This is a genomic window from Synergistaceae bacterium (genome assembly GCA_031272035.1).
Taxonomy (GTDB): Bacteria; Synergistota; Synergistia; order Synergistales; family Aminobacteriaceae; genus JAISSA01.
Genome location: JAISUO010000065.1, coordinates 1 through 21685 on the forward strand (window position 1 = coordinate 1; position 21685 = coordinate 21685).

Sequence of the window (21685 nt, forward strand, 5' to 3'; positions counted from 1 at the left end):
ATGCCTCTAATCGTGAGCATCACGATACTATAATATAATGGACAGGTGTAACTCTCTCACCTTCCATTGCCTCTGCCTCACCTCACAGCGATGTAACTCAACCATATTGTGTTACATCACCCGTTCCCGTAAAACCTTTTCCTCACTGCCTTTGTTGCCATTTATCGCTTTTTTTGCTCCCGCTTACTTCTCCCTTTTCCCGCCGGTTTCACATCTCACAACCGATTCGCTTTTCTCAGGGCGCTTCCCGTAAGGTTTGCAATTTTTGAACATGCTTTATTGTACCGCCATTCCGATTTTTTGCAACTCCCCCCTTTTCCCTTTTATCCTCTCCCCTCCAATCCCCGTTTTTCATCAAAACCGGACGGGATAAGACTTTCTCCGTTTTTCAGCTCCAACTTTTTTAAAGGGTTAACCCTTTTTTAGTGAAAATTTATTCTCTCCAAACGGTTTTCATTTTTCAACGTAAACTCCGTTCACGCCCTGCTTCACGCGTTTTTTCGATGTAACACAATATGGTTGAGTTACATCGCTGTGAGGTGAGGCAGAGGCAATGGAAGGTGAGAGAGTTACACCTGTCCATTATATTATAGTATCGTGATGCTCACGATTAGAGGCATTGTAGAACACGTTTCTGTCTTCTGTCAATAAAAAACCCTTTTTTTCCGTCCATTTTTCTTTCTTATCTTTTTATACTTATACGTGCTGTATATTTTTATGCGTCTTTCTTTTCCAGGTATTCTTTCCAAAATTCCGGACTCACCCGAATCGTTCCGGGGTTGACGTAGGTCACGAGGGACAGGGCCGCGCCGGGAACGGCACGAACATAACGGCGTTCCGTGTAGTCCACCTGGACGGACAGCGACGTTTTCCCCCGGCTGTAGGCCGCGGCCAGAGATGCGGCGAAGGCCAGAAGATTCGGGACATTTTCCTCCAGCTCCGCTCTGGCGAAGGGTCCCTTCACAATCACGTGAGCGCCGGGCACTTCGTGGGCGTGCAGCCACAGGTCCCCCCCCGTCGCCTGCTTGAAGGTCACGAAGCGATTTCCCCGGGCCGACAGCCCCACGAGGATCGTGCAGCCTTCCACTTCGAAGCGCAGATGGGGAGGAAGTTTTTCCCGCGCCTTCTTTTGCTGCCGCCCTTTTTTGAAAATTTTTCCACCGGCGGCGGGCGTCTTTTTCGTCTCACGGGAGGCGCTGAGCCATTCCTCCACGTCCCGCACGGCCTCTTCCAGCTGGTCGGGGTCGTCGATGGCGTTAAGAAGGTCCTTCTGCTCCCACAGCTCCGCAACGGCCCCTTTCAGAGAATCGATTTCCTCGCGATATTTTTGCGGGTCCACGCGGGCTTTTTTGTATTTTTTGAAATAGCGTTCCGCGTTGCGGGACGGGGAAAGGTTCGGGTCCAGCTCGATCTCCAGTTCTTCTCCGCCCCCCCACTCGGACAGCGTGACCTTCGCCGCCCGGGGGGGAATTTCGTTCACGCGGGCAAGCAGCAGTTCTCCCTTTCGTCGGAACACCTCCGCTTCGGCGTTGTTCCGGAGCTGTTTCAGCAGCCCGTCCAGGTGGCGCTCCCTCGACTTCACCGCGCGTTCCAGATGGACGTTCAGCCTGTGCAGGAGGCGGGACCGCAGAGCCGTCAGCAGCGGGCGCAGCACACCCTCCCGGGCGGCGTCAAGGGCGTCCTCCCCAAGGTTTTTCGCCTCTCGAAAAAGATGGGGAAAACGCGTAAGGTATCCCCTGTCCGTGTACTGGCAGGGCAGAAAATCCTCCGTGTAAATTCGCCGCAGGGCCGCGAGCCAGACCTCGGGGTCCCGCTCCTCCCATCGGGCGTCGATGAGCCGCCCCAGAGGACGCCCCACGCCTCGAACGCCAAAGATTCCCCCCGTTTGGAGTTTTTCGACTTCCGAGGGCAGAGGCCCCTCGAACACCGGCGGCGGAACATAGGGATACCCCGGCAGAAGCGTCCGGTACCGGTTGACGTCGGGAGAAGCGTGGCGGGCCAGTTCCTCGATTTTATGGTTTTCGTCCAGCAGAATCACGTTTCCGGAGGGCTCCGTAATCTCCAGAACGAGAAAATATTTCACAGAGAAGCCCGCGGCGACAAAACGAACGACCTCCAGCTCCAGCAGCCGGTCGAAGTTCAGCTGTCTTGCCGAGAGGATCTGCCCCTTTGCGAAACGGCTTCTCAGGGCCTCCACAAGGGGAGTTCGCGCGGGCGCCCCCTTTCTGAGCGCGTCGACGGAATCGCTGTCCACAAGGCAACATCCGGCGCTTCCCGCCCCCCAGGAGATCAAAAAACAGTCCTCCGACCTTCGCGGAGTTCTCGGGCCGCCGTCGGCTCCGGCAACCTGCAGCGCAACCCAGGACTCCCCCCCGTCGACCCTCGCGACGCGCCAGGGAAGCCTCGCGTTCAGCGCGGCCTGAAGGCCGTGGATGTATTCCGGTCCAAACGCCATAAAAATCCACCTTTCCCGTCGCCGGAAGTCAAAAAACGCGCCTCTTCACAGACGATCGCGGAAATTATACAGGATATGCCCGAAACATTGCACGCTCCAAAAAGAAAGCCGCCCTGTCACAGGCGGCTCTTCGTTCAGCAACATACACTCAATATGTACCATTCAAAACATATGTTCAATATGAAAATTCTTCGACTCGACCTCAGCGCTTTTTCATCGTCAGTCCCGCGAGAGCCAGCGCCGCCAGAAGCCCGAATCCGGCCACGCTGCAACCGCCGCCGCCGTCTCCGCCGCTGCCGCCGCCGCCGGAACTGGCGGATTCCACTCCGACGTTGCAGTGGGCGACGAATCCGCCGTCTTCCGTCGTGAAGGTGATGACGGCATTTCCGGTTTTGTGAGCGGTGATGTTATATCCCATGTCGTTGCCGGGCCGAGCCGCCACGGTGGCTACAGCCTCGTTGCTCGACACGACGGTGACGTTTTTGTTCCCCGCGTTTGAAGGCGACACCTCATAGAACACCGTCTCCGCATCGCCCTCTGCAAGCGTGATGGAAAGCTCCGTCCGCAGGGTCAGATCCAGCACCGTGAAAAGCCCGATGCCGGTGACCGCCGGAGCAGTGCCCGCTTTGGCTTTGACGGAAAAGTCCCTGGAGTACGTCTCCGCGCCGAAGGTCGCCGTCACGGTGACGGTCACTTCCTGCTCGCCGGTGAGGACAAAAGTCGTCGTCGCTCCCTTTCCTCTTGAGGCCGAGACGTTCTCCGTCTTCTTAAAATCATTGGGAGAAGGAGAGACGGCCACGGTCGCCGTGTCGGCGCTGACGCAGAGGAAAAGCAGATGAACCTCCTCGTAGGGCTCGATGCTCGTCAGGCTGCTTTCGGCGATCGCAGCGTCCGTTGCAATATAACGGCCGCTCAGATAGGTGATGTCCGCCGCGGATGCCGCGAAGGCCGCTCCGCTGAACAGCAGCACGCACGCCAAAGACAAAATCGCTTTTCTCATAACACAAAAACCCCCTTCAGTTTTTATTTCAACTCTCAAACTTCCATCTCAAACTTCCGCCTGCAAACTTCAATGTTCAAAACGGGATTTTCTCACACTCACACACTCACGTAAACGCCTTCGATTCCAGTCAGAGAGATTCCGTCAGAGAATCAATCTTTCTTCAGTTTCTTCTCAATATAACATAAAAACTCTGAACCGGATATCATTCAGGAAGTAGATTCATAGAGATATTTCAGAATATTTCGGAGAACGGGCGCGTCAGAGAGGGAACTGCGTCGTCGGATGCAAAACGTCTTGACACCAAACCTGCGTTATAGTTTATACTTAAAAAATTAAAAATCTATGGAGACAATTTTATAAAGGCTGTTCTTTGTGTGTAATCCGACGAACAAAGAAGTAAAATATTATTTATATTCACCACGAGAGGGAGAGATAAAATGTTGAATTTTCGTTCCGCCAGCGTCCGCATAGCGGATTCTTCACGAGCGATCGACGAGTGTCTGGACATTTTGTACGGCGGAGAAACACCGGACAGCCGGGCGTTGTGGATCGTCAACGCGGCGATGGGGCACAAACTGGCCAAAATCGCCGAGGCCATCCATGCCCGCGTGCCGGGAGCATCGGTGCTGGGAAGCTCCTGCGGCGGAGTCGTCGGTCGGGAGGGCATGGGAGAAGCGCTCACCCACATCGCCGTCATGGTCGTCAGCGGCCCGGAGAACGAGCTGGGATGGGCGGCAGTGGACGGATTTTCCGACGGCAATTCTCTTGAAAAAGGTCTGGAGCTGGCAAAAAAATTGCAGGAGAAAATCCCCTCTCCCAAAATCATTTACCTGCTGAGCCGAGGGCTCTGCTCCTGCAACGACGACCTTCTTTCCGCCTTCGGGCAGGTTTTTGGAAATCCGATGATTTTCGGCGGTCTTTCCTCCGACAATTACAAGGCCCTGACCACCTCCCAGTACATCGGGGACAAAGCCGACATCACCGGAATCTGGGCGGTGGGATTTGCCGACCCGACGCTCAAAGCCGCGGCCAGAGCGACTCACGGTTTCAAGCCTTACGGCGTTCCCATGACCGTCACGAAAGCGAACCACAATGAAATCATCGAATTTGACGGGCTCCCCGCCCTGACGGCCTACAGGCGTCACCTGGGGGACATCACGACGGACGAAATGAAAAAAATTCTCATTCACGGCGGCCTGGCGACGAAACTGCCGGACAACCTCGCCGAAGATTACGGCAGCGATTACATCCTGCGAAGCGCCGCCCCCTCCAAAGACGACTCCCAGAACATGCGAACGACGGTGACCATCCGGGAAGGACAGCAATGGTACATAACGGGACGCGACGAAGGGCTCATTTTCATGGAACAGCAAAAAGCCCTGACGAAATTGCAGGAAGACATCAAAAAAAATTCACCGGATGGACAGGGTCACCCCGTGGCGGTGTTCCAGACGGACTGTCTCCTGAGAGGGCGCACTCTTTTCAATAAAATCAGGAAAGAGGAAATTATCGCCATGATGCAGAACGCCTTTTTGAACGACGCCGGAGAGGTTCCTCCATGGCTCGGCATGTACGGGTTCGGTGAATTTTGTCCTCTGGCGGGGGAAAATGTATTTCATACCTACACCACTTCTCTGCTCGTCCTTTATCGCTAAAACGCTAAAAGTTGAACTCAAAGGTCGAATTCAAAGATCGGGGAGCGGAACGGAGAAGCGAGAAAATGACGGCCCAGACTCCGGAGCAGAGGCTTCAGGAACTCCAGACGATTGTAGAAAATATGCAGCACCAGTTCGTGCGCAGCGAGCTCGAAAAAGTGAATATGCGCATTCTGCGTTATAAACTGGATGCTCAGCTGGAAATTTTCAAATGGATCAATTTTTTTGCCCAGCGCGCCCTTTCCTCCGCTACCCTTGACAAACTCGCCGATCTGCAGGCGGAGGGAATCGTGGATATTTTTCAGCTGGAAACGGGCATCACCCTAAAGCTGAACGCGGAAGACCGCAAATTTGTCCTGTACGGAAAATGTAACTTCGACTGCGAAGAAACCGAATTTTCCGTTTCCGCGGAGTGGCTCGCCCAAAATCTGACGGCTCAGTCCGAGGAGCACAAAGCGATCGTTGAATCGCCCGTGGACGAAACTTCACCCTTCGCCAGCATGGACCTGGCCCACGCCATCTACATGCCGGTGTTCGACAACCAGCGCAGAATGGAGGGCATCCTTCTCGGAGGGATCGGAAAGCAGAGCGTCAGCGTCTACGATTTCCATCCGGAGGAGATCACTCTGCCCTTCACGGTGTACTGTCAGCACATGAACGGCGTTTACATCAACCGCGTCGCCCTGGAGCAGTCCAACGCGGCGGGAGAGGCGAAGTCCAGATTTCTTTCGACCCTGAGCCATGAAATACGCACCCCCATGAACGCCATTATCGGCATGACCCAGATAGCGAAACGCAGCAACGATTCTGAAGAGGTCAACAACTGCCTGGAACAGATTGACATATCCTCACGTCACCTTCTGAGGCTTGTGAACGACGTGCTCGACATGTCGAAAATCAACGAGGGCAAGCTGGTTTTGGAAAACGCGCCTTTCCCGCTGGAGACCGTTCTGGAGGACATCGTTTCGACCCTGCGCCCCAACGCGACGGACAAAGGCGTCAACCTCACGCTGGGCACCTGTGGAATCGAGAATCTCATTCTGATGGGAGACTCGATGCGTTTATCTCAGGTCCTGATCAACCTCATTTCCAACGCGACCAAATTCACGAACCGGGGCGGCAGGATCAGGGTCGACGTGAGAAGCGTCCTGAGGGACAGGGAAAAGGCCCTTGTCCGGTTTTCCGTCGAGGATACCGGCATAGGAATGTCCGAAAAAACGCTGTCGCACATATTCGCCCCTTTTGAGCAGGGGGACGCCAGCACCTCCAGAAAGTTCGGAGGCACGGGGCTGGGACTGACCATCAGCAAAAAAATCGTCAGCCTCATGGGCAGCGTCTTCGAGGTGGAGAGTCGGGAAAACGTCGGCTCCAAATTCTCCTTTCAGGTCTGGTTCAACCTGGGGCATAAAAACAGAGACGCGAAAAACAGCCGCAGCTTCAATGACGGAACGTCAGGCGTTCCTTTCACGGCTCCGGATTTCCGCGTTCTGGTCGTAGACGACATTCCAGTCAACCTGACGGTCTGCGAGGGATTGCTCGCCCCCTTCAAAATAAAGACCACAACCTGCTCCAGCGGACAGGAAGCCCTCATGCTGCTGCAAAATCAGGAGTTCGATCTGATTTTCATGGACCACATGATGCCGCAGATGGATGGAATGGAGACGACCGCCGCCATCCGCGCTCTGGGGCCGCGCTTCAGGAACATGCCCATTGTGGCGATGACGGCCAACGTGATCTTCGGAATGGAAGAAATCTTCCGGAAAAATGATTTTCAGGATTTTCTGCCCAAACCCATAGAAATACAAAAACTTTACGAAATGCTGGAACGATGGGTTCCTTTGGAATTTCGAAAAAAGCCTGAGCAAAACGCCGTCGAGGATGCTCTGAGCGACAGCGAAAAAAAGGCGCTGCTCAGGCAGCTGAGCGAAACTCCCGTGGAGGGAGCCAACTGCGTGGAGACCCTGCAGAGAATAGGAGGCAGCGTGGAGTCTCTTATTTCTGTGCTGCAGACTTTTGTAAGCCATGTGCCGAACATTCTAAAAGAGATACAGTCGCCGGACGCGGAGACGCTCAATCAATACGCCATTCACGTTCATGGGCTGAAGGGAGCGAGCTGGGGCATTTGCGCCCTTCGCATCGGAGAAATGGCGGAAGAGTTGGAAAAATGGGCGAAAGCCGGAGACCTGGAAAGCGTATTATCCAAAAACCCGCTCTTCCTCGAAGCGACAGAAAAACTCCTTACCGACCTGAACGCTTTACTGGCACACCTTGCGACCCCCGTGAACCGGGAGAAAAAAAACGAGCCGGATCAGGAAATTCTCAAAGCCATCTTCAGAGCCAGCGAATCCTACAACACCATGGCCCTCAGCAGGGCGATGAAAGATTTGACGCAATACGACTACGAATTGAACGGGGACCTGGTGGAGTGGCTGACCCGGGAGTTCGACGAACTCGAATACGACCACATATGCGAACGCCTGAAATCGCTGATTCCGCTGTAAAAGTGAAACACTGGTGCAAAATATAAAATGAAGAAAAAGAGGCCAAAGTCAACGCAGACCTCAGCCTCCGAAAAATGTCTTCGTCAGGGAAAATTGCGGGAAGCGGTCCGTTTCTAATGAACGTTATTTTTTGTCGTACTCCGCGAAAAGCCCCTTCAAAGCGTCCTCCTCCCCGTGGACGACCTTGTAGATGTGCTCGTCTCCGGGGAATTTCTTCGCCCGAACGTCGGAGATATACTCTTTGAAGCCGTTGATGCTGACTTCCGCCACGTTGGCGTATTTCTTCACAAATTTGGGAGTGAAGGCCTGGAAATAGCCCAGCATGTCGCCGCAGATCAAAACCTGCCCGTCGCAAAGTCCGGCTCCGATCCCGTAAACCGGAATTTCCAGCTTTTTCGCCAGAAACGCCGTGACCTCGGGAGGAATGCCCTCGGCCAAAACGGAGAACGCTCCGGCTTCCTGCACGGCAAGGGCGTCCTCGATGACGGCCCGGGCGCTTTTTTCGTCCCGCCCCTGGGCCTTGAAACCGCCAAGCTGGGCGGAACTCTGCGGGGTGAGGCCCACATGGCCCATCACCAGAATCCCCGCGTCTGTAATGGCCCGAATTTTATCGGCAACCCGAACCCCGCCTTCCAGCTTAATGCAGTCCATATCCGCTTCTTTCAGAAAACGGCCGGCGTTTCGAACGGCCTCTTCAGTGGAAGCCTGATAGGACATAAAGGGCATGTCGCCAATGATCCAGGTATTTGGGGCCCCTCTTCGTACACAGCGGCAGTGGTGCAGGCACTCCTCCATCGTCACGGGGACGGTGCCGCTGTAGCCCATGACCACCATACCCAGAGAATCTCCCACGAGGATCATGTCCATCCCCGCCTGTTCGGCAAAGGAAGCCGTCGGATAATCATAGGCCGTCACCCACACACACTGCTCGCCCTTCTGTTTCATCTCCACAAAATTCCATCGGTTCTTCTTCGGCATATGAAACACTCCCCTTTCAATAAAGATAAAGGAAGGCCCCGCTCTCCGGAGTCCTGGTTTTGGGCCGTTTACCGGCCGACGGAGGACACGCGTCAGCGCGCCAGATACTCATCCAGTTTTTGCATAACTTCTTCTAAATTCAGGGGTTTGCCCACGTGGCTGTTCATTCCCGCCGCAAGGCACTTTTCCACGTCCTCCCGGAAGACGTTGGCCGTCATGGCGATAATGGGAATTTCCCGCGACCGGGGAGCGTCGAGAGCGCGAATGCGCCGCGTGGCCTCGTAGCCGTCCATTTCCGGCATCTGGACGTCCATGAAGATCATGTCGTAACGGTCGGGATTTTCGCTGAACATGCTCACCGCCTCCCGTCCGTTGGTGGCGCAGTCAATTTCCACAGACGTGGGCTCCAAAAGGGATTTTACAATCTCCCGGTTGATGTCCACGTCCTCGGCCAGCAGAATGTGACGCCCCGGCCAGGAGACGACTTTTTCCGGAGGACGATCCGCGGTCTGGAGAGAGGATTCGGCTCCGGTGCATTCGTTGATGACGTCGATGATGGAAGAAGGGAACAGCGGTTTTGAGAGAAATTTACCCACTCCGGCCTTGCGCGCTTCGACCTCCACGTTGTTCCAGTCCGCCGCCGAGATCATGATAATGATGGAGTTGCCCCTCTGCTGGTCCCGAATGCGGCGCGAAAGCTCGATTCCATCCATACCAGGCATTTTCCAGTCCAGAAAGTAGACGTTGAAGACCCTGTTCTCCTGTTCGATCGCCCTCAGGGCTTCTTCGCCGCTGGAGGCCACCTCGCAGGAGAAGCCCAGCCGGTCCGCGATTTCTCCGAAGTACTCCCCCACCTCGGCGTCGTCGTCGACCACCAGAACCCGCAAATCTTCCCACTTTACCGTGCCTTCCGCGGGGAAGGGCCGCGATTTTCCCCGCTCCATCCGGACGATGAAGGAGAAGTTGGAGCCTCGACCCAGGTCGGAATCGATCCAAATGCGTCCTCCCATCATCTCCACGATGCGCTTCGAAATGGCAAGCCCCAGTCCGGTGCCGCCAAATCTTCGGGAAGTCCCCAGCTCCGCCTGTTCGAAGGATCTGAAAAGTCGGGCCTGCTGTTCGGCGCTGATGCCAATGCCCGTGTCGACGACGGAGACCTTCAGAACGCAGACGTCGCCCTCCATGCCCTCCAGGGAGGCGTGAAGACGAATCAGCCCCCCCTCGGGGGTAAACTTCACGGCGTTGGAGAGCAGGTTGGTGATCACCTGCGCCAGCCGCTGGTCGTCACCCACCAGCATGTCCGGAATCTCTTTGTCGATGAGGACGGAAAACCGCTGCTTTTTTTCCTCCACCCGAAAATTGATGACCCCCGCCACCTTCTGGAGCATTTTCTCGAAACTGAACTCCTCGGAAGAAAGCTCCAGCTTGTTCGCCTCGATTTTCGACATGTCCAGAATGTCGTTGATGACCCCCAAAAGGTGCGTCGACGCGTTTTCTATCCTGCCGAAGGCGTAATCTTTTTTGACTGTATCCGGAGCCGATTTTCCAATGGCGGTCATCCCGATGATGGCGTTCATGGGCGTGCGAATTTCGTGGCTCATGTTCGACAGAAATTCGCTCTTGGCGCGGCTGGCCTGCTCCGCCTTTTCCCGGGCCGTTTCCAGGTCCGTCACGTCGTGGAAAAAGACCATCATGCCCTCGTGCTCGCCCCGCTCGTTGGCCATAGGAGTGAGCTGAATGTCGTATTTGCGCGGGTTTCCATCTTTCCACAGGTCAACGTCGCTGCTGCAGGAGATCAGGGTGTTATCCCGCGTGGCGATTTTCATGGACTCCATCAGCTTTTCGATCCACTCCGCCTCCGCGAAGCGGCTGAAAACATCCTGAAAGAGCCTTCCGTTGATGGACTCCGCCTCTCCGACGCGGGAAAGCGTCAAAAAAGTCTGACTGCAGTAAGCGATGCGTTCGGTTTTATCCAGCAGAAGGATGGGGCTCTGGGTGTTGTTGAGAAGGAGCTGCATGTAGCGATCCCGTTCACGGGTGGCTATGATGCGCGCCATCTGCTGGTTTGCCTTTGCGTGGGCGATGGTTTTTTCCTGTTCGACCGTATTCTGAAGGTGCGTGATCTCGCGTTTTTGTTTTTTTTCGTTTTTTTCGAGTGCAGAAATTCGGGCGGTCTGCTCATCCACACGGGCAGAAAGGGCTTTTAGAGCTTCCAGAAGTCCTTCTCTGTCCAGCGTTTCATAATCCGCCGCTCCATTTCCCGGAGTCATCTAAATCAACGACGCGCCTTCAGAACACGCAGGCGGAAAAGGTAAAGTTATGGAACCGGTTGTGAAGATTCCCCCCGCTGTCTCGCACCGGGCAGACCTCCCCTCCGGAATATCCCAAAAACCAGGGAATCTCTTTTCCCAGGCCCTCCATCACCAGTTTCATCTCGTCGCCCTGGCTCGGCGCCAGCATGATGTAACGGGTGACGCAGGGAAGCATGAGGATGCCCTCTTTCCTGCCACTGGCGAGGATTTTTGCGATGCTTTCCCCGGCCGTCTCCAGAATGCCCTCGTCGTCGATCTCTCCCACGGCGATCATGGCCCCCTTCGGGACCTCTCCTCCGCAGAGAAGACCGCCCTCCTGGTCGATGTGGTAGATTGCGAGAGCCACGGGAGCGGACTGATCTCCGTAGTCCACCAGCATCGGCGTGGTAGTGGAGTCCTCGCCCCGAATCACCAGCCCCATCTCCTCGAAATAGGACTGGACCGCCTTCCCGTTCACCGCCCGAAGGATACACCCCTCGGAGTCGGTGATTTCTCCCCGGTTTTCGCGAATGTTCCGCTCGGGAATGGAGGTATTGATGAACTCCGGCGTCACCTCGCCCCGCAGCAGAAGCATGGCCAGAGCGGCCTCATGAACCGTCTTCTTTCCAAAGATTCGACATCCCTCGTAACTCATATCGCTGCCGCTGGCGATGCTCCCCCAAATGGGGATTCCTCCGCAGATCGAATCGAAGGATTTCACAATTTCCGCCCCGCTCAGGTCCTGCAGATACGGAAGGAACGAGATGATGAACACCGGATCGCCGGACAGCTTCCCCCGGGCCGCTCCATAGGCCTCCGTCATTTTTTCCCGGTAGTTTTTGCTGTCCAGGGGGGCCGTGCAGGCGGTTTCGAAATCCACATCGTCGCTGGTGAGAATCGTGAGAAAAAGGCCGTAAGGACTGGAGCCGTACAGGTTTGCGCCGGCCATGGTGGTCATCCCGATGACGTCGAAGGGCAGCCGCCGGCAGATCTCCACGGCCACGCCGCTCTCGACAAAATCGGAATGGCAGAACAGAAGCCCCGCCGAGTTCTTTTTCAGCCCATCCAGATCAATATACTGACAAATATCTTTCCACGCGTCGTCAATATCATCAATTTCGCCCGTCCAGGCCGTCAACATTTTTATCATCGCGACACACTCTCCCAGATTCGTTTTCTGCTGCGCAACGCCACGCTGGGGAACAATTTAAAACAATACATTGATTATCCTGTATATAACAAAAAATTTCAATATTAATTTCGGGCAGGAACATATTTTCACCGAAAGCCTTTTTGTCTTTTTGCCGAAAGAGATATCTGAAAGAGGAATCATCTCCGCAAATAACGCAGAAAAACACGCCGGAAACGGTATTGCATTTCTGAAAAGCGTCTGATAACTTATATCCTGTAATTCTTATAAGTTATGCTTCGACACGGAAAAATTCTCCAGTGTAAAGGAGGAAGAAAAGGAGGAAAGTCATGCCTAAACCGTCGAAGTTACGCTGTGTGCTGTGCGGGAAGGTTTTCGACCCGGACTGCGCTCTTTGTACCTGTGACGTTTGCGGCATCGATGGAACCCTGGATGTTCTTTGCGACTTCCCGTCGATCAAACCCCATTTCACACCTGCATCCCTGAGACAAAACCGCGACATGTCCCTCTGGCGTTACGCTCCCCTGCTGCCCGTTCTGGAGGAAACCTCCATTCCCCGACTGCACTCGGGCTGGACCCCTCTCTACCGCAGCGAGAAACTGGCGCGAGAGTTCGGGGTGCGAGAGGTTTTCATCAAGGACGACGGACGCAACCCCACCGGTTCCCTCAAAGATCGGGCCAGCGCCGTCGGGGTCGCGAAGGCCCTGGACTTCCGGCGTTCGGTGGTCGCCTGCGCCTCCACCGGAAACGCAGCCGGCTCTCTGGCAGGATTTGCCGCCGTCACAGGGCTGAAGGCCGTCATTTTCGTTCCGGAGCGGGCTCCCGCCGCGAAGGTGACGCAGCTCCTGATCTACGGAGCGACGGTGGTACTGGTGCAGGGGGACTACGCCGACGCCTTCCGTCTGGCCACGGAGGCCATCGACCGGTTTGGCTGGTACAACCGCAACTGCGCCATCAACCCTTATCTGGTGGAGGGAAAGAAGACCTGCGCTCTGGAGATTGCCGAGCAGCTCCAATGGGACGTTCCGGACCGTGTGTTCATCTCCATGGGGGACGGCTGCTGCGCGGGGGGGCTGTACAAGGGATTCAGCGACCTGAAGGAGCTGAACTTCATCGATCGGCTGCCCAAAATCACGGGAGTTCAGGCCGAGGGCGCCCGTCCTCTGTATGACGCCTTCCGGGCCGGGCTTCCCCGGGTGACTTTCGGGAAGGCGGAAACCCTGGCCGACAGCATCGCGGTGGGCGCTCCCCGCAACTGGGCAAAGGCGCTTCGCGCGGTGCGAAACACCGAGGGAGAAATCCTGTCGGTTACGGACGGGGAAATACTGGAGGCCCTGGCGGAACTGCCCAGGCAAACCGGCGTTTTTGGGGAACCCGCCGGAGCGGCGGCTTTCGCCGGACTCAAAAAAGCGGCCCGAACAGGACTTCTGGGCCCATCTGATCGAATAGTGATCGTCGTCACGGGCAACGGGCTCAAGGATATCGGCAGCGCGCAAAAAGCCACAGGGAAAGCCGTGACGGTCCTTCCCGATCTGGCAGATTTTCAGCGAAAAGTTCGGATTCAGGATTTGTGAAAACATTCAGGATTTATGAAATCAGAAAAGGAGACAGAGTGATGAAAACGGCAAAACAGTTTCTTGCGGCGGCGGACCCGGAGGTCAACGAGATATGCAAAAAAGAGCGTAAACGTCAGGAGGAGGGCATCGAGCTGATCGCCTCGGAAAACATCGTGCATCCGGCCATCCTGGCCGCCATGGGGTCCGTGCTCACCAACAAATACGCCGAAGGGTATCCTCACGCCCGCTACTATGGCGGCTGCGACGTGGTGGACGTGGTGGAAGACCTCGCCCGGGAGCGCGCCAAAAAACTTTTCAGATGCGACCACGTCAACGTTCAGCCCCATTCCGGATCTCAGGCCAACATGGCGGTTTACCTCACGGTTCTTCAGCCCGGCGACACGGTTCTCGCGATGGATCTCGCCCACGGCGGGCACCTGACCCACGGCTCACCGGTGAATTTTTCGGGGAAGCTGTTCAATTTCGTTCACTACGGCGTCAAACGGGAAAACGGCCGAATCGACATGGACGACGTGGAAAAGAAGGCGATGAAACACCATCCTAAACTGATTGTCTGCGGAGCCAGCGCCTACCCCAGAGAAATCGATGCGGAGGCGTTCCACAAAGTGGCCCAAAAAGCGGGCTCACTGCTGATGTTCGACATTGCCCACATCGCGGGGCTGGTGGCCACGAAACTCCACAAGGACCCCATGCCCTGGTGCGACTTTGTGACGACCACGACTCATAAAACCCTGCGAGGGCCGCGGGGAGGTATGGTAATGTGCAAAGAGAATTTCGCGAAGGCGCTGGACAAGACGATTTTCCCCGGAATGCAGGGCGGGCCGCTGATGCACATCATCGCGGCGAAGGCCACGGCCTTCAAACTGGCGCTGGATCCCTCCTTCAAAAAATATCAGAAACAGATTCTGGCAAACGCGAAAACGCTGGCGGCGGAACTCCTGAAGTATGGGTTCGACCTGGTTTCCGGAGGGACGGACAACCACATGATGCTGGTGGACCTGAGGAACAAAGGACTGACGGGAAAGGTCATGGAGCACGCTCTGGATGAGGCGGGACTGACGGTTAACAAAAACGCGGTGCCCTTCGACACCGAGAAACCCACGATCACCAGCGGAATCCGCCTTGGAACTCCCTCCGTGACCACCCGAGGATTCGAAGAAACCGAGATAAAGCGCGTCGCCGCGTGGATCGACCAAATCTCCAGGGACGCGGGCAACAAAGAGCTGCTGGCGACGGTTCGAAATGAAGTGCGGGAGCTGTGCTCGAACTTCCCCGTTTATCCCGATCTGGAGTAAAATAATTTTCGAGATTGACCGCCCTGTTTGTGCTTAAGCCGAAGGAGGTTCGCGCGAGATGATCGACCTGACGATGAACGAAGAAAACCTGAAGCGTTCCGTAGCGTTGGCGAAACGGCGCAATATTGTGATTCCGACATTCAGGCAGATGAAGAACCCCGACGCCCACACTCCGGACAAAATAAAGGAAAAACTGCGACACACAGGGCTATGGGATGTGGATCCGGCGAACCTCTTCCGCATCACCTGGAAAAACCAGCCCAGGGATTCGGGAGGGCTTTACGGAAAGGTCAACGCCTTCGAAATGCCCAAAGAAATCACGGGAGTCAGGGCTCGCATCTTCGCCCTGTGCGGCAAGTGGTTCCCCACGGGCGCTCACAAGGTGGGGGCGAGTTTCGGATGTCTCGTCCCGCGCCTTGTGACCGGTCAGTTCGACCCCACGCGGCACAGAGCCGTGTGGCCCTCCACCGGGAACTTCTGCCGGGGCGGAGCTTATAACGCCCAGCTTTTGGGCTGTGAATCGGTGGCGATTCTGCCGGAGGGCATGAGCCGGGAGCGATTCGAGTGGCTGAAGACCGTGGCCGGGGAAATCATCGCGACGCCGGGCACTGAAAGCAACGTGAAGGAGATTTACGACAAAGTCGCCGAAATTCGCGCTACCCGCCCGGAGGCCGTGATTTTTAACCAGTTCGAGGAAATGGGCAACCACCTGTGGCACTACACGGTCACGGGAAGCGCCATGGAGGAGCTTTTCAACGATATTAAAGGCTCCAGGGACCGCTTCTTCGGAGTGGTGGTGACCTCGGGGTCCGCCGGAACCACCGCCGCCGGAGACTGGCTGAAGGAGGCATTTCCCCGCGCGAAGCTCGGCGTCGGGGAGGCTTTGCAGTGTCCAACCCTGCTCTGGAACGGATTCGGCGACCATCGTATTGAGGGGATCGGCGACAAACACGTTCCCTGGGTCCACAACGTCAAAAATACCGACCTGATATTCGCCATCGACGACAACGTTTGCATAGCCATGATTCGCCTCTGCAACGAGCCGGAAGGGCACGCATATCTGAGAAGCGCCGGCGTGAAGGAGGCGGATTTGGAAAAACTCTCTCTGATGGGAATTTCCGGCGCCGCCAACGTCGCCATGGCCGTCAAAATGGCGAAATATTACGAGCTTACCGAACGGGACGTCATCATGACGGTGTTCACCGATTCCATGGACATGTACCGCTCACGCCTCACGGAGCTGAACGAAGCCCGAGGGGCTTACACGCGGACTCAGGCGGCGGTCGATCACAATCGCTACGTTCTTGGACTCGGAATTGACGGGATGCAGGAACTCACCTATCAGGACCGCCGACGCATCCACAACCTTAAATATTACACCTGGGTGGAGCAACAGGGTAAAACCTCCGAGGAGCTGAACGCCCAGTGGTACGATCCGGATTACTGGGACAACATCCACAAAATGGCCGAGGTCATCGACAGGAAGATCGACGCCTTCAACAGCATGACGGAACTGGAGGAGGCGGAATCAGGAGGGAATTAGGGGACTGAGAATTCATCAATTTCTGCCCTTGACATTGACCTTGTTTTTGATAAAATTTCGCCTGTTGCTGTGGTGGGGAATGGTGCAACGGCAGCACGCCTGACTCTGGATCAGGTAATCGGGGTTCGAATCCCTGTTCCCCAGCCAAATCTGCAGTAAAAGGTGTTTATGAGGTCCCATCGACTAGTGGTCCAGGTCGTAGCCCTCTCAAGGCTAAAACGCGGGTTCGAACCCCGCTGGGACCGCCAATTTCCGACCACAAAAGATTCATAAGAAGACTTCGTTCCGGCGGAGTCTTTTTTATCTGTTTTCACGAGATCTGTGTTCACGAGAATCGACGGGAGGACTTTCACATGCCGTTCCAAATCGTCCAAAACGACATTACAAAGATGAACGTGGATGCTATCGTCAACGCGGCCAATACCCGACTTCTGATGGGAGGCGGCGTTTGCGGCGCGATTTTTGGCGCGGCCGGCGCTGAGGAACTCCAAAAGGAATGCGACGCCATCGGCGGCTGCAAAACAGGGCAGGCCGTCCTCACCAAAGGCTGCCGTCTTCCGGCGAAGTACATCATCCATACTCCGGGGCCCGTCTGGCAGGGTGGAGAAGAGGGCGAGCCGGAACTGCTCAGGGGCTGCTACGCAAACTCCCTGGCTCTGGCCCGAAGCCAGGGGTGTACCTCCATCGCGTTCCCCCTGATCTCCTCCGGCATATTCGGCTACCCGAGGGACAGGGCACTGGAAGTGGCGGTTGACGCCGTCAAAAGTTTTCTGGCGGAAAACGATATGAACGTTTTTCTCGTGTTCTTTGACAAAAGGTTTTTTTGTCTTCCGGAGGATCTCCTGGAACCCGTCGAAAGCTTTATCGAGGAGTATTATTCCGATTCCCGCTTCCTGCGAACCTGTTCCGACCTCGGCCGCCGTATGACGAAGCGGTTCGCGAAACGGCCCGAAGAGCCCTTCTCAAAAATGCTCCTGCGGCTGATGGAGGCAAGCGGAAAAACGGACGCGGCAATCCGCAACGGAGCGAATATCGACCAAAAGCGCCTCACCGAAATTCGCCGCGGCGAATCGGGCGCTCCGGACAAAAAAACCCTTCTGGCCCTGGCCGTCGCGCTGGAACTGAACAAAGCCGATACGGACGATCTGTTGGAGCGGGCGGGGCACTCTCTGTCACACAGCGACAAACAGGACGTCATCGTCGCTTATTTCATCATCAGCGGACGATATGACATTTATACCATCAACGAAACACTGTTCCACTTTGACCAGCCGCTCCTGGGCGGCTGATCTCAACCCGTCATCTTCTTTTTTATGGCATATGCCTTATTTTATGGCATCTGCGACGATCTGCCGCGCCTCATCCTGGAGGCGGCGCAGATGGTTCTGGTCCCTGAAGCTCTCCGCATAGATTTTGTAAAGGTCTTCGGTCCCCGACGGGCGTGCGGCGAACCACCCGTTTTCGGTGACCACCTTGAGTCCGCCGATGGGGGCCCCGTTGCCCGGAGCGTTCGTCAGCCTGGCCGTGATCTTCTCTCCCGCCAGGGTGTCCGCTCTGACCCTGTCGGGGGACAGTCTGCTCAGAGCCGCCTTCTGATCGGGCGTGGCCGGGGAATCGATTCGCTCATACACAGGCGTCCCGTACCGAGCGGTAAGAGAGGCGTAATGCTCCTCGGGGTTCCTTTCCGTCACGGCTGTGATCTCCGCCGCCAGGAGGTCCATGATGAAACCATCCTTGTCGGTCGTCCAGGTCGTCCCGTCCATCCGCAGGAAAGACGCTCCGGCGCTTTCCTCTCCCCCGAAACCCATACTCCCGTCCAGCAGTCCGTCCACAAACCACTTGAACCCCACGGGAACCTCGCAGAGCGTACGACCCAGCCCCCGCGTCACCCGGTCGATCATGGAGCTGGAAACGACGGTCTTTCCCACAACCGCCGCCGCACTCCAACGACTGCGGCTTTTAAAGAGATGCGCGATGCTCACGGCAAGATACGCGTTGGGGCTCATCAGCCCCGCCGGGGTCACGATGCCGTGGCGGTCGAAATCAGTGTCGTTGCCGAAAGCGACGTCAAAATTGTCCTTCATCTCCACAAGGCTGGACATGGCCCAGGGAGAAGAGCAGTCCATACGGATTTTCCCGTCGTGATCCAGCGTCATGAAGCTGAAGGTGGGGTCCACCCTTCTGTTCACGATTTCAAGGTTCCGAAGACCGTAGATTCCGGCGATGGGTTCCCAGTAGTTCACGCCGGAGCCACCCATGGGGTCCACGCCGATGTGCACCCCCGAATCGCGAATGACGTCCATGTCCACGACGTTGCGCAGGTCGTTCACATAGGGCAAAATGTAGTCGTAAAAACGTGTCGTCTCACAGGCCAGCGCCTTCTCGAAGGGAAGCCGGCGAATTTTTTCATATCCCGCCGCGATAAGCTCGTTAGCGCGTTTCTGGACAAGGGAAGTGATCTCCGGAGACGCCGGCCCGCCGCTGGGGGGGTCATACTTAATACCCCCGTCCTCGGGGGGATTGTGCGACGGGGTGATCACCAGCCCGTCCGCCGTTCCGCCGGTATCCGAGCGCTCCCGGTTCCAGACGAGAATCGCCCGGGACACCACCGGCGTGGGAGCGGGGCCGAGGTCGTCCTGCAGCACGATTTCCACGCCTTCCGCCGCCAGCACCTCCACACAGGTTCTCAGGGCGGGTTCGGAAAGCGCGTGCGTGTCCGCCCCGATGAAAAGCGGGCCCCGTATCCCCGCAGACGCCCGGTACTCCGCCACCGCCAGCGCGATGGACGCGATATGAGCCTCATTGAAGCTGTGCCGGGATGAGGAGCCCCGATGTCCCGAAGTACCGAAAGCCACTCTGTGGGAGACCTCCGCGGGATCGGGTCTGTTCGTGTAATATTCGCTGATCAGCCGCGGGATGTTGGCCAACACCTCCCGTGGCGCTGTTTTGCCTGCAAGCGGAGAGACAGTCATAATAACCATTTACCTCCTTTCGACATCTGCGCGACAATACTCATGAGCCCTTCCTATCGAATGGCGTAGAGGTTACCGTCGGCGCTGCCCAGGAAAAGCACACCCCCCGAGAAGGCGGGAGTTCCATTGATGCCTCCCCCCGTGGAGAAGGTGAATCGAGCGGTTCCATCCGCGGCGCTCAGCACGAACAGGGTGCCCTGTCCTCCGCCGGCAAAGACGTATCCGTCGGCCAGAACGGGCGCTCCTGAAACCGTTCCTCCCTCGGTGTCGAAGGTCCACTGAAGCCCTCCGTTCTCCGCGGAAAGAGACACAACTTTACCCCTGGCCGTGCCCGCCAGTACCCGGCCCTCTCCCACAAAGGGGGAGGTCGTCACGGGGTCGCCCACTTTGGTGTTCCACAGAGGAATGACCCCCTTGATCCGAACCGCCTGTATGGACCCGTCCCAACTGGAAAAATACGCGTTCTCTCCTGAGGTTACCGGAGTATTGATCGCGCCGCCGGCGCCGCCTCCCCACTGGCGTTTGCCCGACGCCGAGGAAAGGACGCTGAGGACGCCGTTATGCCCTCCCACGTAAACGGAGCCGTCTGAGAAGAAAGGCGCGCTCTGCAGCTCTTCTCCGGTATAACGCCACAGTTCGCCGCCGTCGGAGGCGGAGATCGCGTACAGCACGCCGTCGCCCTTCACAAAGTATACCCTGCCATCGCCCGCCGTCGTGCCGTCCACCAGGGAATCCGCTCCATATCCATCGGAAGAGGGCGAATATTTCCAGATCACCGTGCCATCGGCGAGGTTCAGAGCCGTTACGGTCCCGTCCGACTGGGCGAACACGACCGCTTTGTCCAGGACCGAGGGAAGGCCCACCACAGCGGTGCTCCCCCGGTAAACCCAGGCGGGCCGGCCTGAAGCCGCGTAAACGGCGTGCAGAGCGCCGCTGGAGTCCCCCGCGAGGATCAGTCCGTCCACAGCCGCTATGGAGCTGGTGATTGGAGACTCCGCGTTGTAGGTCCATCCCAGAGTCCCGCTCCACGCCGACGCCGAGCGCACCCACAGTATCGACGTCAGAAAAACTATCGCACAAACACCCCAGGACGCCCGTTTCATTTCGATTCCCTCCATCTCCGTAATACTCCATCATATGCTTCATAATGCCGCAATTTTTATATGCAGTTTACGCAAACTGCGCAGACCGCAGAATCCTATTATAATGTAGTCTCATTTCCGTGAAAAGTGCAATTTCACTGCACAGAACATCCTGAACGCGGGAGCCTCGCGCCTGCTTCCTTTTGTCTCATGTTGTTTCCATGATAATATTTTTAGAGAAGGGGTGAAGGTCGTGTTTACGGATTTTAAAAAAATCAAAGAGTGGTTCCGGGAATATACGCATACTTTCAACATCTCGGACTCCATGATTCAGATGAAATACAGACACAGCTTCGAGGTCATGAACATTGGCAGACGGCTGACCGAGGCGCTGAACTGGACGGAACCGGATGCGGCCGCGGGCGTTTCGGCCTGCCTCCTGCATGACACGGGGCGTTTCAGTCAGTATGCCGAGTTTGGGACTTATTACGACGGTGTTTCCATCGACCACGGAGAACGGGGGTATGAGGTGCTGAAAGAGGCGCTTCCTTCCGATGCCGTCGACGACGGGGCCCGTGAGGCGATTCTCGCGGCCGTGAGACTGCACAACAAAAAAGAACTTCCAGACCTTCCCCCGAATTTACAGCCCTTCTGTCAACTGGCCCGGGACAGCGACAAACTCGACGTGTTCGCCCTCGTGGACCGCCGTATCCGGGAAGGGACGATATCCACCCTCCTGCCCCGCCACAAAATCGACGCTCCCCTCTCGGAGGCGCTCATCGACGAGGTGGAACACAACTGGAAGGGTTCCTACAAAAACGCAAAATCGCTGCAGGATTTTCTGCTGATACAGCTCACCTGGGTGCTGGACATCAACTTTGCCCCTTCCCTGCGGATATTGGACGAATATGGAGTGCTGCCGCGCATTCGAGAACATTTTCCCATGAACGACGCCAGGGTGCAGAACCTCCTGGACCGCCTGTTCAGAAAAATGGAAGAACACCTTCAAACCCGGCCGTAAACATGAAGCCGCCCCCGGAGTAAACCCGGAGGCGGCTCGATAGTCGCTGAATTATTTTCTACTTGGCGATTCCGGCTTCCTTCATGACCGCGCCCAGCTGCGTGTCGGCCTCCACCATAAACTCTCCCCATTCCTTCGCCGGCAGGTACTTCACTCCAAGGC

The 21685-nt window shown here is 56.4% G+C and carries 14 protein-coding genes and 2 tRNA genes; 9 read left to right on the forward strand and 7 right to left on the reverse strand.

Translation table 11 applies throughout. The annotated features are described in order from the left end of the window. Positions 1-715: 715 nt before the first annotated feature. Both LBR61_07910 and LBR61_07915 read right to left on the reverse strand, forming a co-directional pair. Positions 716-2455, reverse strand: coding sequence for an NFACT family protein (locus tag LBR61_07910; protein MDR1732005.1), 1740 nt, complete (start codon positions 2453-2455; stop codon positions 716-718). Positions 2456-2657: 202 nt separating this feature from the next. Beyond that, a complete protein-coding gene (locus LBR61_07915) occupies positions 2658-3455 on the reverse strand; it encodes an Ig-like domain-containing protein (protein MDR1732006.1) in 798 nt (265 codons plus the stop codon). A gap of 440 nt (positions 3456-3895) precedes the next feature. On the opposite strand from LBR61_07915, the gene LBR61_07920 reads away from it, so the two are divergent. Together LBR61_07920 and LBR61_07925 are read left to right on the forward strand one after the other, a co-directional pair. Next, positions 3896-5113, forward strand: a complete 1218-nt coding sequence (locus LBR61_07920) for an FIST C-terminal domain-containing protein (GenBank protein ID MDR1732007.1) — start codon at positions 3896-3898, stop codon at positions 5111-5113. Between the two features lie 65 nt (positions 5114-5178). After that, complete coding sequence (locus tag LBR61_07925) at positions 5179-7614, forward strand: response regulator (GenBank protein MDR1732008.1); 2436 nt, start codon at positions 5179-5181, stop codon at positions 7612-7614. A 123-nt stretch (positions 7615-7737) separates the two neighbouring features. Here LBR61_07925 and panB read toward each other — a convergent pair whose 3' ends face one another. The 3 genes from panB to LBR61_07940 form a co-directional block, all read right to left on the reverse strand. Continuing rightward, positions 7738-8592, reverse strand: a complete 855-nt coding sequence (gene panB / locus LBR61_07930; protein MDR1732009.1) for a 3-methyl-2-oxobutanoate hydroxymethyltransferase — start codon at positions 8590-8592, stop codon at positions 7738-7740. 92 nt (positions 8593-8684) lie between these two features. Beyond that, positions 8685-10862: a response regulator gene (locus tag LBR61_07935; protein MDR1732010.1), complete on the reverse strand. Its 2178-nt coding sequence runs from the start codon at positions 10860-10862 to the stop codon at positions 8685-8687. A 19-nt stretch (positions 10863-10881) separates the two neighbouring features. Next, positions 10882-12033, reverse strand: coding sequence for an FIST C-terminal domain-containing protein (locus LBR61_07940; protein MDR1732011.1), 1152 nt, complete (start codon positions 12031-12033; stop codon positions 10882-10884). A gap of 329 nt (positions 12034-12362) precedes the next feature. Between LBR61_07940 and thrC the strand changes: the two genes are divergently transcribed. The 6 genes from thrC (at position 12363) to LBR61_07970 (ending at position 17737) form a co-directional block, all read left to right on the forward strand. Further along, a complete protein-coding gene (thrC, locus tag LBR61_07945; protein MDR1732012.1) occupies positions 12363-13607 on the forward strand; it encodes a threonine synthase in 1245 nt (414 codons plus the stop codon). Positions 13608-13648: 41 nt separating this feature from the next. Beyond that, positions 13649-14905 carry a serine hydroxymethyltransferase gene (locus LBR61_07950; GenBank protein MDR1732013.1) on the forward strand — a complete coding sequence of 419 codons (1257 nt, stop codon included), beginning with the start codon at positions 13649-13651 and terminating at the stop codon, positions 14903-14905. A gap of 58 nt (positions 14906-14963) precedes the next feature. Then, positions 14964-16448 (forward strand): pyridoxal-phosphate dependent enzyme, encoded by a 1485-nt coding sequence (locus LBR61_07955; GenBank protein MDR1732014.1) that lies wholly within the window; start codon positions 14964-14966, stop codon positions 16446-16448. Between the two features lie 73 nt (positions 16449-16521). Beyond that, positions 16522-16595: transfer RNA gene (locus LBR61_07960), tRNA-Gln, on the forward strand. A gap of 25 nt (positions 16596-16620) precedes the next feature. After that, positions 16621-16696, forward strand: a tRNA-Glu gene (locus LBR61_07965). Positions 16697-16801: 105 nt separating this feature from the next. Then, entirely contained in the window at positions 16802-17737 is a 936-nt protein-coding gene (locus tag LBR61_07970) for a macro domain-containing protein (GenBank protein MDR1732015.1), read from the forward strand. Between the two features lie 36 nt (positions 17738-17773). Here the strand turns inward: LBR61_07970 and pgm are convergent, their stop codons facing one another. Next, a complete protein-coding gene (gene pgm, locus LBR61_07975) occupies positions 17774-19420 on the reverse strand; it encodes a phosphoglucomutase (alpha-D-glucose-1,6-bisphosphate-dependent) (protein ID MDR1732016.1) in 1647 nt (548 codons plus the stop codon). A gap of 53 nt (positions 19421-19473) precedes the next feature. Further along, the gene (locus LBR61_07980; GenBank protein MDR1732017.1) at positions 19474-20523 is read right to left on the reverse strand and encodes a PQQ-binding-like beta-propeller repeat protein; all 1050 of its coding nucleotides are present in this window, start codon (positions 20521-20523) and stop codon (positions 19474-19476) included. Between the two features lie 232 nt (positions 20524-20755). On the opposite strand from LBR61_07980, the gene LBR61_07985 reads away from it, so the two are divergent. After that, positions 20756-21523: an HD domain-containing protein gene (locus tag LBR61_07985; protein ID MDR1732018.1), complete on the forward strand. Its 768-nt coding sequence runs from the start codon at positions 20756-20758 to the stop codon at positions 21521-21523. Positions 21524-21685 lie beyond the last annotated feature (162 nt).